Source organism: Cellulomonas sp. JZ18 (assembly GCF_009720485.1).
In the GTDB taxonomy this organism is placed as follows: Bacteria; Actinomycetota; Actinomycetes; order Actinomycetales; family Cellulomonadaceae; genus Cellulomonas.
This window is the reverse complement of the sequence record NZ_CP045245.1, coordinates 1,221,009-1,233,994: the sequence shown is the minus strand read 5'-3', so window position 1 is coordinate 1,233,994 and position 12,986 is coordinate 1,221,009. Positions and strand designations below refer to the sequence as shown.

At 79.1% G+C, this 12,986-nt stretch carries 7 protein-coding genes and 2 pseudogenes; 6 read left to right on the top strand and 3 right to left on the bottom strand.

Annotated features, from left to right (window positions below; translation table 11 throughout):
• Positions 1–46 precede the first annotated feature (46 nt).
• The 6 genes and pseudogenes from GC089_RS05690 to GC089_RS18910 all read left to right on the top strand — a co-directional run bounded on the left by GC089_RS05690 (position 47) and on the right by GC089_RS18910 (position 9,855).
• Entirely contained in the window at positions 47–817 is a 771-nt protein-coding gene (locus GC089_RS05690) for a glycerophosphodiester phosphodiesterase (protein WP_230685087.1), read from the top strand.
• Positions 818–906: 89 nt separating this feature from the next.
• The gene (recC, locus tag GC089_RS05685; protein WP_230685086.1) at positions 907–4,407 is read left to right on the top strand and encodes an exodeoxyribonuclease V subunit gamma; all 3,501 of its coding nucleotides are present in this window, start codon (positions 907–909) and stop codon (positions 4,405–4,407) included.
• Positions 4,404–7,871 carry a UvrD-helicase domain-containing protein gene (locus GC089_RS05680; protein WP_155376817.1) on the top strand — a complete coding sequence of 1,156 codons (3,468 nt, stop codon included), beginning with the start codon at positions 4,404–4,406 and terminating at the stop codon, positions 7,869–7,871. The genes recC and GC089_RS05680 overlap by 4 nt, the downstream gene beginning before the upstream one ends.
• A 431-nt stretch (positions 7,872–8,302) precedes the next feature.
• Positions 8,303–8,722 (top strand): annotated as a pseudogene (locus tag GC089_RS18915) (AAA family ATPase); the annotation flags it as partial.
• Positions 8,723–8,835: 113 nt separating this feature from the next.
• A pseudogene (locus GC089_RS19610) lies at positions 8,836–8,949 on the top strand (AAA family ATPase); the annotation flags it as partial.
• A gap of 156 nt (positions 8,950–9,105) precedes the next feature.
• The gene (locus GC089_RS18910; protein WP_230685201.1) at positions 9,106–9,855 is read left to right on the top strand and encodes an ATP-binding domain-containing protein; all 750 of its coding nucleotides are present in this window, start codon (positions 9,106–9,108) and stop codon (positions 9,853–9,855) included.
• 48 nt (positions 9,856–9,903) lie between these two features.
• Here the strand turns inward: GC089_RS18910 and GC089_RS05670 are convergent, their stop codons facing one another.
• From GC089_RS05670 to GC089_RS05660, 3 genes are all read right to left on the bottom strand, one after another.
• Entirely contained in the window at positions 9,904–10,893 is a 990-nt protein-coding gene (locus GC089_RS05670) for a LacI family DNA-binding transcriptional regulator (RefSeq protein ID WP_155376816.1), read from the bottom strand.
• A gap of 44 nt (positions 10,894–10,937) precedes the next feature.
• Positions 10,938–11,930: a LacI family DNA-binding transcriptional regulator gene (locus GC089_RS05665; RefSeq protein ID WP_155376815.1), complete on the bottom strand. Its 993-nt coding sequence runs from the start codon at positions 11,928–11,930 to the stop codon at positions 10,938–10,940.
• A gap of 175 nt (positions 11,931–12,105) precedes the next feature.
• A complete protein-coding gene (locus GC089_RS05660; RefSeq protein ID WP_255449045.1) occupies positions 12,106–12,852 on the bottom strand; it encodes a ThuA domain-containing protein in 747 nt (248 codons plus the stop codon).
• Positions 12,853–12,986 lie beyond the last annotated feature (134 nt).

Sequence of the window (12,986 nt, the reverse complement as noted above, 5' to 3'; positions counted from 1 at the left end):
CCCGCCGCGCGTGCGCGGGGACGCCGGGTCGGGCGAGGCTGGCCCCGTGCCGCACCCCTACCTGGACGACCCGTCGGGCGTCGTCGCGCTCGCGCACCGCGGCTTCTCCCGCGACGGGCGCGAGAACTCCATGGCGGCGTTCGCGGCCGCCGTCGACCTCGGCTTCCGCTACGTGGAGACCGACGCGCACGCCACCGCCGACGGCGTCGCGGTGGCGCTGCACGACGCGACGCTCGACCGCACGACGGACGGCCGCGGTGCCGTCGCGGACCTGCCGTGGTCGACCGTCGCCCGCGCGCGCATCGGGGGCGTCGAGCCGGTACCGCGCCTCGACGAGCTGCTCGGCACGTGGCCCGACCTGCACGTGAACGTCGACGTCAAGGACGCGCGCGCCGTCCGGCCGGTGGCCGAGGCGGTCGAGCGCACGCGCGCGCACGACCGCGTGTGCGTCGCGTCCTTCTCGCACGCGCGCCGCCGCGCCACGCTCGCGCTCCTGTCGCGTCCGGTGGCGCGGTCCGCCGGGACGCTCGAGGTGGCGCGGTTCGTGGCGGCGCACCGGCTCCGGTTGCCCGCCGCGGCGGCCCGCGCCCTGCGCGACGTCGACGCGCTCCAGGTGCCGGCGCGGCAGGGGCCCCTGCGCGTCGTGGACGCCGGCACGGTCGCCGCGGCGCACGCGGGCGGCACGGCCGTGCACGTGTGGACCGTGAACGAGCCGGCCGAGATGCACCGCCTGCTCGACCTCGGGGTCGACGGCCTGGTCACGGACCGCGCCGACCTGCTGCGGGACGTGCTGGTCGCGCGCGGCACCTGGCGCTGAGCCGACCACAGCCCCGGGCGCCCGCCGCGACGTCCCCACCGCGGGCCGCGGCGCGGGACCTGTCGGGCGGCTCGGCTAGCGTGCGTCGCGTGACGGGGCCCGGACGCGACGGCGGACGCCTGCGCGTGCACACCGCCGCGCGGGCGGACGTGCTCGTCGACGCCCTGGCCGAGCTGCTCGCCGAGCAGCCACCGGACGCCGACCCGTTCGCGCCGGAGGTCGTCGCCGTGCCGACCCGGGGGGTCGAGCGGTGGGTCGCCCAGCGCCTGTCGTTGCGGCTGGGTGCGGGGCCCGAGGGCGAGGGCGGCGTGTGCGCGCGGGTCGACCTCGCGTCGCCCGCGCGCCTGGTCCGTGGCGTCGTCGCCGTCGCGACGGGCGTCGACCCCGACGAGGACCCGTGGGAGCCCGAGAGCCTCACGTGGGCCGTCCTGCGCGCGCTCGACGAGGGCGTCGGGGCGGGCGCCGCGTGGGCGGCCCCGCTCGCCCGGCACACCGACGGCGCGCCCGACGCCTCGCCCGCACCCCGGCGCCTGCGGCTCGCGCAGCGGCTCGCCGGGACGTTCACGGCGTACGCCGCGCAGCGACCGGCGCTCGTCACCGCGTGGGCGCGGGGCGAGGACCACGACGGGTGCGGCGTCCCCCTGCCGCAGGACCTGCGCTGGCAGCCCCCGCTGTGGCGGGCGGTGCGGGCGGCGCTCGGCGTCCCCGACCCCGCGGAACGCCTCGCACGGGCCGTGGACGCGCTGCGCGCCGCACCCGCGGTCGCCGACCTGCCGGCCCGGCTCTCCGTGCTCGGCGCGACCCGCCTGCCCGAGGCCCACCTCGACGTGCTGGACGCGCTCGCGGCGCACCGCGACGTCCACCTGTGGCTGCCGCACCCCTCCCCGGTCCTGTGGGACCGCGCCGCGGCGGCCACGCGTCCCGGCCCCGCGCCGCGACGCCGCGACGTCCCCACGCACGCGCACCACCCGCTGCTGGCCTCCACCGGCCGCGACGCGACCGAGCTGGGCGTGCGCGTCGCCGCCCGCGACGCGGCCGTCACGCACCACGCCGTCCCACCACCGCCCACGACCGCGCTCGGCGCCCTGCAGGCCGCGCTGCGCGCGGACGCGGCCCCGACGGGCCGCGTCGTGCTCGCGGCCGACGACCGCACGGTGCAGGTCCACGCGTGCCACGGCCGCTCCCGGCAGGTCGAGGTCCTGCGCGAGGCCCTGCTCGCGCTCCTCGCCGACGACCCCACCCTCCAGCCGCGCGACGTCGTCGTGCTCTGCCCCGACGTCGAGGCCTTCGCCCCGCTCGTCGTCGCGGCGTTCGGCGCGGCCGAGGCCGAGGGCGCGGACGCCGCACGGGGCGACGACGACCCGGTCCACCCCGGGCGCGCGCTGCGCGTGCGCGTGGCCGACCGCGCGCCGGCACGCACGAACCCCGTGCTGCGCGTGCTGGCCGACCTGCTCGCGCTCGCGGGCTCACGGGTGACCGCGTCGGCCGTCCTGGACCTGGCGGGGCTCGAGGCCGTCCGCCGCCGGTTCGGGTTCGACGACGCCGCGCTCGAGCGGGTGCGGGCGTGGACGCTCGCGTCCGGGGTCCGCTGGGGCGAGGACGAGAGCCGCCGCGCGCGGTACGGCCTGGGCGCCGTCGCCCAGGGCACCTGGCGCACGGGGACCGACCGGCTGCTGCTCGGCGTGGCGATGGCCGAGGACGACCACCGCTTCGTCGGCTCCGCGCTGCCCCTCGACGACGTCGACAGCACCGAGGTCGACCTCGCCGGCCGTGTCGCCGAGCTCGTGGACCGGCTGACCGCGCTGCTCGCCGAGCTCGACGGGGTGCGCCCCGCGCAGGCGTGGTTCACCACCCTCGAGCGCGCGCTCGGGCTGCTCACCGACGTCGCCCCGGGCGACGCCTGGCAGCAGGTCGAGGCGCGTGCCGTGCTCGCGGACGCCCGCGCCGCCGCCGCCGGGCACGGCGAGGTGCCGCTGCGCCTGGCCGACGTGGTCGCGCTGCTCGAGCCGCGCCTGGCGGGGCGGCCGACCCGGGCGGGATTCCGCACCGGCGCGCTGACCGTGTGCGCGCTCGAGCCGATGCGCGCGGTCCCGCACCGCGTGGTCGCGCTGCTCGGCATGGACGACGGCGCGTTCCCGCGGCCCGCGCACGGCGCGGGCGACGACGTGCTCGCACGCGATCCCCTCGTCGGCGAGCGGGACCGTCGCTCCGAGGACCGTCAGCTCTTCCTCGACGCCGTGCTGGCCGCCGGCGACCACCTCGTCGTCGTGCACACGGGCGCCGACGAGCGCACGGGTGCGCCGCGGCCCCCGGCCGTGCCGGTCGGCGAGCTCCTCGACGCGCTGGAGGAGACGGTCGAGCTCGCCGACGGGCGGCCCGTGCGTGTCGCGCTCGTCGTGCAGCACCCGCTGCAGACGGTCGACGAGCGCAACTTCACGTCGGGTGCGCTCGGCCGTCCCGGGCCGTTCAGCTTCGACGAGGTCGACCGGCGCGCCGCGGTCGCCGCGCGGGGGCCGCGCACCCCGCCGCCCCCGCTGCTCGTCGGCACGCTGCCGCCGCCCGAGCCGGACGCGGTCGACGCCGGCCGGGCCGACGGGCGGGCGGACGTGGACCTGGACGACCTCGTCGCGGTCCTCGAGCACCCCGTCCGGGCGTTCGTCCGGCAGCGGCTGCGGGCGGTCGTGCCCCGCGACGCGGACGACCGCGACGACCGGCTCCCCCTGCGTCTGGACCCGCTGGACGCGTGGGCGATCGGCGACCGCCTGCTGACGGCGGTGCTCGACGGCGAGGACCTGGGCCGCGCCGCCGCGGCCGAGCGGCGCCGCGGCGACGTGCCGCCCGGTGCACTCGGCTCCGCGGCCCTCGGTGACGTCGGCGCGCGCGTGGAGGCGGTCGCCGCGGCGGCCCGCCCGCTGACCGTCGCACCGTCGACCGCGGTCGACGTCACGGTCGCGCTGCCCGACGGGCGTGCGCTGACCGGGACCGTGGCCGGCGTGCGCGGCGACGTGCTCGTACGGGCGGTCTACGCCCGCCTCGGGGCGCGCCACCGGCTGCGCGCGTGGGTGCAGCTGCTCGCGCTCGCTGCGGACGCGGGCGCCCCGGCCTCTCCCCCGGACCGCGCGCACGGGTCGGGGGCGGCCGTCGTCCCCCGGGTCCCGGTGCGGGCGGCCGCGACCGTCGGCCGCGGGCACGGCACCCGCCCGTCCGCCGCCACGTCGTGGCTGCGCGCACCCGACGCCGCGACGGCCCGGGACGTCCTGGGGCGGCTCGTCGCGCTGCGCGACCGCGCCCTGTGCGCCCCGCTGCCCCTGCCCACCGCCGCGGCCGCGACCTACGCCCAGCGCCGGCACGGCCACGACGACCCCGTCGGCGCGCTCGTCGACGCGGAGCAGACCCTGCGCGCCCGGCACGAGGACGAGGACGAGTACCACCGCCTCGCGTGGGGCGACGCGTTCCGCCTCGCCGACGTCGCGGGCGAGCCCTCGCCCGCGGACCGCGTGCCCTGGCCGGACGAGCCCACCCTGCTGGGCGTCCTCGCCCGGACCCTGTGGGAGGACCTGCTCGCCCACGAGACGGCGGAGGCGTCATGACCGCGCCCGCACCTGCCGCACCCCGCGTCTTCGACGTGTGCGGCCCCCTGCCGACGGGCACGACCGTGCTCGAGGCGAGCGCGGGCACCGGCAAGACGTTCACCATCGCCGCGCTCGCGGCGCGCTGGGTCGCGGAGGGGCACGCGCAGCTGCCCGAGCTGCTCGTCGTGACGTTCGGCCGGGCCGCGACGACCGAGCTGCGCGACCGCGTGCGCGAACGGCTCGTGCGCACCGAGCGCGCGCTGCGCGACCCCGCCGCCGCACGCCTCGGCGAGGACGCGGTCGTCCGGCACCTCGCCGACGTCGACGACGCGGAGGTGCGCCGCCGGCGCGAGCGGCTCGCGGTCGCGCTGACCCAGGTCGACGCGGCGACCATCACCACGACCCACGGCTTCTGCCGTCAGGTGCTGCGCTCGCTCGGCACCGCGACGACCACCGGGGACGTCGACCCCGACGCCGAGCTGCTGCCGGACGTCGCCGACCTCGAGGCCGAGGTGGTCGACGACCTCTACCTGGCCGCCTACGCCGGCACGCCGGCACCCCCGCTCACGGTCGAGGACGCGCGCCAGGTCGCCCGGGCCGCGGTCAGCGACCACGCCGCCGTCCTCGCGCCCGACGAGGCCGAGCCCGGCACTCCCCCCGACCACCGCGTGCGTCTCGCGCGCGCCGTCCGGCGCACGCTCGTGCGCCGCAAGCGGGCGCAGCACGTCGTCGACTACGACGACCTCCTGGTGCTGCTGCGGGACACGCTCGCGGACCCCGTGTCGGGTGCCCAGGCCGCGGCGCGCGTGCGCGCCCCGTACCGGGTGGTCCTCGTCGACGAGTTCCAGGACACCGACCCCGTGCAGTGGGACGTCCTGCGCACGGCCTTCCACGGCCACCGCACGCTCGTGCTCATCGGCGACCCGAAGCAGGCGATCTACGCGTTCCGCGGTGCCGACGTGCACACGTACCTGGCCGCCCGGTCCGTCGCCACGACCGCGACGCTCGGCCGCAGCTGGCGGGCCGACCCGGCGGTGCTCGACGGCCTCGGGCACGTGCTCGGCGGGGCCGCGCTCGGGGACCCCCGGATCGTCGTGCACCCGGTCGAGGCCGGCCGCACGGGGCGACGGCTGGAGGGCGCCCCGCCCGTGGTGCTGCGCCGCGTCACGCGACGGGCCGTGCGCGCGGGCAGCGCGGCACCGCGCGTCGACACGGTGCGCGCCCTCGTCCACCGTGACGTCGCGGCGGAGGTGGTCCGCGCGCTCGGACGCACCCGGCTGCGCGACGGGGACGACTGGCGCGCGCTGCGGCCCGGTGACGTCGCCGTCCTGGCGCGCCGCAACGCGGACGCGCTGGCGGTGCGCGAGGCGCTCGTCGCCGCGGGCGTCCCGGCGGTCGTCTCCGGTCTGTCGAGCGTGTTCGCGACCCCCGCGGCGCGCGAGTGGCTCGTGCTGCTCAGCGCGCTCGCGGGCACCGGCGACGCGGCGCGCGTCGCGGCCGCGGCGCTCACGCCCTTCGTGGGCTGGGACGCGCGGCGCCTGGCGGGCGCCGACGACGCCGAGCGGGAGGACCTGGCCGACCGGCTGCGCGGGTGGGCGCACGTGCTCGCGGCCCAGGGCGTGGCCGCGCTCGTCGAGGCCACGGCCGCGGCCGGCCTGCACGAGCGGCTGCTGCGGCGCGACGACGGCGAGCGGGCGCTGACGGACGTGCGGCACGTGGGCGAGGTGCTGCACGCCGTCGCCCGCGAGCGCGGGCTGGGCGCCGCCGCGCTCACGGAGTGGCTGCGGGCCCGCATCGACGAGGCGGCCGTCGACTACGCCGAGGAGCGCAGCCGACGCCTGGAGACGGACGCGGCGGCGGTGCAGGTCGTGACCGTGCACGCGGCCAAGGGCCTGGAGTTCCCGGTCGTGCTGGTGCCGTTCGCGTGGGACCGGTTCGTGCCGCGGGACCCGGCCGTCCTGCGCTACCACGACGCGGACGGCACCCGCCGGCTGCACGTCGGTGGTCGCGGCAGCCCGGGCTACGAGGACGCACGCGCCCGGCACCAGGCCGAGGAGGCGGGCGAGGACCTGCGGCTCGCCTACGTGGCGCTGACGCGCGCGAGCAGCCAGGTGGTCGTGTGGTGGGCGCCGAGCACCGTGTCGGCCGCGGGCGCGGTGGGCCGGCTCGTGCTCGGGGCCCGGGACGCCGACGGCAGCCCGCCCGCGACGGTGCCGGTGCCCCGCGACGACGAGGCGGCCGCGGCGCTCGACGCCCTGGCGGCACGCAGCGGCGGGACGGTCGTGCACGAGGTCGTCGACGCCGCGCCGCCCGCCGTGCGCTGGCAGCCGCCGTCGACGGTGCGTGCGCCGCTCGCGGTCGCACGGCTCGGGCGTGCCGTCGACACGGGCTGGCGGCGCACCTCGTACTCGGGCCTCACCGCGGCGGCGCACGCGGCCGCGCCCGGCGCCGTCGCCGCGGTACGCGACGACGACCGCCCGGGCGTCGCCGACGAGCCCGAGACCCCGGGGACGACCGACGAGCCGGACGACGCCGGTCCCCCGCTCCCGGCGGCTCAGGGCCAGCCGGACGACGCGCCGGAGGACGCGCGGCTGCGCGCCGTGCCGTCGCCGCTCGCGGACCTGCCCGGCGGGACGGCCTTCGGCACGCTGGTGCACCACGTGCTGGAGCAGGTCGACACCGCGGCACCGGACCTCGCCGCCGAGCTCGCCGCGCGGTGCCGGCGTGCCGCGGTCGCGTCCGGCGTGGACCCGGACCGCCTCGCCGCCGGCCTGCTGCCCGTGCTCCGCACGCCTGCCGGGCCGCTGCTCGGGGGGCGGACGCTGGCCGACGTGCCCCCGCGCGACCGGCTCGCCGAGCTCGACTTCGAGCTGCCGCTCGCGGGCGCCGACGACGCGCCCGTGCGGCACCGCGGCGCAGGGACGGACCGCCCGGCACGGCTGCGCGACGTCGCCGCGCTCGTCGCCGCCCACCTCGCGCCCGACGACCCGTTCCGCCCGTGGGCGGACCGGCTCGCCGCGCTGGACGCGTCCGCGCCGCAGGCGGGCCACGGTCCCGGCGTGCTGCGCGGCTACCTCACTGGCAGCATCGACGCGGTCCTGCGCGTCGCGGGTCCCGACGGGCCCCGGTTCGTCGTCGTGGACTACAAGACGAACCGCCTCGCGCCGCCCGACGATCCGCTGACGGCCTGGCACTACCGCCCGGCCGCGCTCGTCACGGCGATGACCGACGCGCACTACCCGCTGCAGCTGCTCCTCTACACCGTGGCACTGCACCGCTACCTGCGCTGGCGGCTGCCGGGGTACGACCCGGAGCAGCACCTGGGCGGGGGCGCGTACCTCTTCGTCCGGGGCATGTGCGGGCCGGCGACGCCGCTCGTCGGGGCGGACCCGTGCGGGGTCCTGTCCTGGCGGCCGCCCACGTCGCTGGTCGTCGCGCTGTCGGCGCTGCTCGGCGGTCTGCCGCACGGGAGGGACGCGTGAGCGCCGTCGTGCCCGGCCACCCCCGCGTCCCGTGGCGCGCCGGCCCGCTGCTCTCGGCGTTCGCGTCCGCGGGTGTCCTCACGTCGGCGGACGTCCGGGTCGCCGAGCGCCTGGGGGCGCTCACCGGCGAGCGTGACGAGACCGCGCTGCTCGCGGCCGCGCTCGCCGTGCGCGCCGTGCGGGCCGGGTCCGTGTGCCTGCCGCTGGCGGACGCCCCGGCGCTCGTCGACGTCGCCGACCCCGAGGCGGACGGCCCGGGTGCGGGGGTCCGCGCGGGCAGCGGTGCGGGGATCGGTGCGGCGAGCGGCGCGGCGAGCGGCGCGGCGAGCGGCGCGGCCGACGAGGACGGCGACCTGCCGCGTGCGGACCTCGTCGCGGCGCTGCCGTGGCCGGACCCGACGGGGTGGCAGGACACGGTGCGCCGCAGCCCGATGGTCGCGGACGGTCCCGAGGGTCCGGCGGACCGCCCGGTGCGCTGGGTCGACGGCCGCGTGTACCTCGACCGGTACTGGCGCGACGAGCAGCTCGTGCGGCACGCGGTGGACGCGCGCCTCGCGTCCGTCCTGCCCGTCGACGACGACGCGGTGCGGCGGGCCGTCGCGGTGCGGTTCCCCGACCCGCGCGACGGCCGGCAGCGGGTGGCGGCGGCGGCCGCGGCCGTGTCGCGGCTCACGGTGCTGACCGGCGGGCCGGGCACGGGCAAGACGACGACCGTGGCGCGTCTGCTCGCGGCGCTGCGCGACCTGCACGGACCGGACCTGCGCATCGCGCTCGCGGCACCCACGGGGCGCGCCGCGGCGCGGTTGCAGGAGGCCGTCGACGCCGAGCTCGCCGCGCTCGCCGCGGCGTCGGGTGGCGCACGGCCGCCGACCCTGCGCGCGTCCACGCTGCACCGCCTGCTGGGCCCCGTCCCGGCGGTGGCACCCGGTTCCGGCACGACCGCACGCACCGCCTCCCGCACGAGGTGGTCGTCGTCGACGAGGCCTCGATGGTCTCGCTGCCGCTGCTGGCGCGGCTCCTGGACGCGCTGCGCCCCGACGCCCGGCTCGTGCTCGTGGGCGACCCGGACCAGCTCGCGTCGGTCGAGGTCGGGGCGGTGCTCGGCGACCTCGTGGCGCGGGTACCGGCCGTGCACGCGCTGCCCGCCCGGCTCGCCGCGCTCGTGCCGTCGGACGTGCCCGCCGCGCCCGACGTCGACGCTCCCGCCCTGCGCGCGGGCGTCGTCCGGCTCACGGTGCCGCACCGGTTCGGCGCCGACCTCTCGGCGCTCGCCGAGGCCGTGCGCGGCGGGCGCGCGGACGACGTCCTGACCCTGCTGCGTGCCGGTGGTCCGCACGTCGCGTTCGTCGAGACGGCCGGCGCCCTGCCGACCGAGGCCGAGCTGGTCCCGGTGCGGGACGCGGTGGTGGCGGCGGGCACCGCGGTCGTCGCCGCGGCGCGCGCGGGCGACCCGGGCGCCGCGCTCGACGCCCTCGCGCGGCACCGGCTCCTGCTGGCGCACCGCCGCGGTCCGTCCGGCGTCGCGCGCTGGGCCGCGCAGGCGCAGGTGTGGGTCGAGGCGGCCACCGACCCGGGGCACGGACCGCGGGGCCCGTGGCCGGTCGGCACACCGCTGCTCGTCACGACGAACGACCGCACGACCGGGCTGGCGAACGGCGACACGGGGGTGGTCGTGGACGACGGCGCCGGCGGCGCCGTCGTCGCGTTCGGCACGCCCGCCGCCCCGCGGCTCGTGCGCCCGCACCGCCTGCCGCCGGTCGAGCCGGTGCACGCCATGACCGTGCACCGCGCGCAGGGCAGCCAGTACGGCCGGGTGTCCGTGCTGCTGCCCCCGGCGGCGTCGCCGCTGCTCACGCGCGAGCTGCTGTACACCGCGGTGACGCGGGCCCGGGACGCGGTGCACGTCCTCGGTACGGCCGAGGCCGTCGCGGCAGCCGTCGAGCGCCCGGTGCGGCGCGCCAGCGGGCTGCGCTTCGCCCGCTGACGCCGGTCCGCGCCCACCGCTCCCGACGGCCCGGACCGCCGTCGTGCGTCAGGTGCTCGCGCGTGCGACGAGGTCGATCGACGGCTCGTCGTCGGGCTCGGGCAGACCGAGGCCGGGGTCGAGCTGCCGCAGCAGGTGCCGCGCCAGACCGGTGCCCGTGTCGTCGGTGTGCACGCGCACCGTGGTGATCGGCGGCTGCGCGAGGCGCGCCATCGGCACGTCGTCGACGCCGACCACCGCCAGGTCCTCCGGCACGCGCACCCCGACGGCGTGGGCACCCGCGAGCAGCGCGAGCGCGACCTCGTCGTCGTAGGCGACCGCGGCCGTGACGGGCTCCTCACGGTTGCGCAGCCGGCGGACGGCGCGGGCCGCGGCGTCGGGGTAGAGGGGCACGTCCACGACGACCGGCTCCGGCAGCCCGTGCGCCGCGCAGACCTCGCGCACGCCGGCGAGCCGTCCGCGCAGCAGGAGCACCGCGAGCGGGTCCGCCGACGCGGCGTACCCGAGGCGCGTGTGCCCGCGCTCGACCAGGTGCGCCGCCTGGATCTCCCCCACGCGGTGCTGCGGGATGCGGACGACGTTGCCGTTCGTCCCGTCGATCGACACGCCGACGACCGGGATGCCGCGCTGCCGCGCGGGCGCCAGCTCGTCGGCCGAGAACGCGGCGAACTGCGCCACGCCCACCGGCGTCAGCGCCTGGAGGATCTCGTCGAGCGACCGACCCCGTCGGCGCTGGAACATGACGCTGTAGCCCTGCGCCTCCACGGCCTGCCCGAACGCCTCGAGGACCTGCACCACCACGGCCCCGAGGGGTGCGTCGGCGAGCACGCCGACGACCACGCCCGTGGTGCCGCTGCGCAGGGCGCGCGCGGCCGCCGACGGCGTGTACCCGAGCTCCTCGGCGGCCTGCAGGACGCGCTCGCGGGTGGCCTCGCTGATGCTCTGGCCCGGTGTGCGGTTGAGCACGTAGCTCACCGTGCTCTGCGAGACGCCCGCCCTGCGGGCGACGTCCCTCGAGGTGACCCGTCGCTCCGACATCGCCGTCCTCCCGTCGTGGGTGCCGCGACCGTGCCGGGTCGCGGTCAGCTGCTGGCCCGGACCACGAGCTCGATCGACGGCTCGTCGTCGGGCTCCGGGAGGCCGAGTCCCGGTTTGAGGCGGCGCAGCACGTGCCGGCCGATGGTCGAGCCGACCTCCTCCGGCCGGATGTCGACGGTCGTCAGCGGCGGTGCCGCGAGCCGGCCGGCGACGAGGTTGTCGACCCCGACGACGGCGACCTCCGCGGGGACGGCGACACCCGTCTCGCGCAGGCCGGCGAGCACCGCGAGCGCGACCTCGTCGTTGTACGCGCAGATGCCCGTGACCGGGTCCTCCCGCTCGCGCATGCGCCGCACGGCGCGGCCGGCGGCGTCGGCGTGGAGCGGCACGTCCACGACGACCGGCTCGGGCAGCCCGAGCGCCTCGCACGTCTGGCGGACGCCGGTCAGCCGGCCCTGGGCGAACGCCTGCAGGTGCGGGTCGGTGGGCGCCGCGAAGGCGAGCCGGGTGCGCCCCGTGCGCACCAGGTGCTCGGCCTGCGTGCGCCCGATCAGGTCCTGCGGCACGCGCACCGTGCGGCCCGAGCCGCCCTCGAGCGACACCCCGACCACGGGGATCCCGGCCGCCTCCATGGCGGCCTCCTCCGCGGGCGGGAAGGCGGCGAGGTTCGCGATCGCCGCGGGCATCAGCTCCTGCCAGAGCTGACGCAGGCTGCTCGTGTCGCGCTGGCGCCGCGACACGACCGTGTGGCCGTGCGGCTCGAGCATGTCGCTCATGCCCCGCACGAGGGCGATGAGCGCCCCGCCGACCGGCGCGTCGGGCAGCACCGCGAGGACGGTGTCCGTGGAGCCGCGGCGCAGGGCGCGCGCGGCGGCGGACGGCGCGTAGCCGAGCTCCTCGGCGGCCTGGCGCACCCGCTCGCGCGTCGCGCGGCTGATCGACTGGTTGGGCGCGTCGTTCAGCACGTAGCTCACGGTGCTCTGCGACACGCCGGCACGGCGGGCGACGTCCTTGGAGGTCACGCGTCGGGCGGGCATGCATCTCCCCTGGTGTGCGCGGCGGCGGGACCAGTGTGCACCCGTGTGGGTGCTTTCGTGCCGTTTCCGTGCCGATCATCGCGCATAACCTGGTCACGCGCCCAACGACCGGGGTGAGACGTATCGGCAGCAGCCAGTGGCGCCGGCCGCCGCCGGGCGCGGACGACGGCGCGCGTCACGCGGCGCCGGAGGCGAGCCACGCGACCTCGCGACGCACGAGGGCGCGCCGCGACGGGCTCTGCCAGGACCGCACGTCGTGGCCGAGTGCGTCGTAGAGCACGCGTCCGGGGCCCGGCGCGACCCACACGACGGGGTGGTCGCGGCCCTCGTGCCGGGTGGTGAGCAGCACGCGTGCGCCCGGGTCGACGACGAGGTCGCAGTACCGCTCGTCGAACGCCTCGACGCCGGCGAGGCCGGCGGTCACCGGGTGCTCGCCGTCCGCGACGTCGAACCGCGCCGTGCCGATGGGCGGGTGCCAGGACGTGCCGTCGACCCAGCGGCCGCCGATCGTGCGCGACCACCCCGGGGCGTCGTGGAAGGCGTTGGCGCTCGCGTGCAGCGCGAGCAGCGGCACGCCGTCGCGCACGAGCCCGGCGAGTGCGGCGTGGAAGCCGGCCCAGTCCTCGTCGGTCCCGTCGAAGTCGGCGTCGCTGCGCCCGTTGCCCGCCGCGACGACCACGAGGTCGGGCCGGCCGAGGGTCGCGGCCACGAGGCCGTCCTCGGCGAGCAGGTCCGGGAACGTTCCGTGCACGCGCACGTCCCAGCCGTCGTCGGCGAGCAGCGGCTGGAGCACGCCGGCGGTGGCGGCCCCGTCGTGCCACGGGTCCTCGTAGCGGCCGCGCCCGACCAGGACGAGGGCGCGTCGGACGGGGGCGGGGCGGCGGAGGCGTGGCGCACGCGGGCAGTCTGCCCGTCGCGGCACCCGGCGGGGCACCCCCGACCGGACCGTGGGCACCGGCCTCGACATCGCCGGTCCGCGGTGCGAGGATCGGTGCAAACGTTTGCAGTGTTCCACCGTCGTTCCACCGACGACGGACCGGTCCCCCGACCCGACGG

What these genes read in the sequence shown, in the direction of transcription:
- GC089_RS05670 (WP_155376816.1), bottom strand. Translation starts at nt 10,893, where the DNA reads ATGTCGGAGCGACGGGTCACCTCGAGGGACGTCGCCCGCAGGGCGGGC.
- GC089_RS05665 (WP_155376815.1), bottom strand. Translation starts at nt 11,930, where the DNA reads ATGCCCGCCCGACGCGTGACCTCCAAGGACGTCGCCCGCCGTGCCGGC.
- GC089_RS05680 (WP_155376817.1), top strand. Translation starts at nt 4,404, where the DNA reads ATGACCGCGCCCGCACCTGCCGCACCCCGCGTCTTCGACGTGTGCGGC.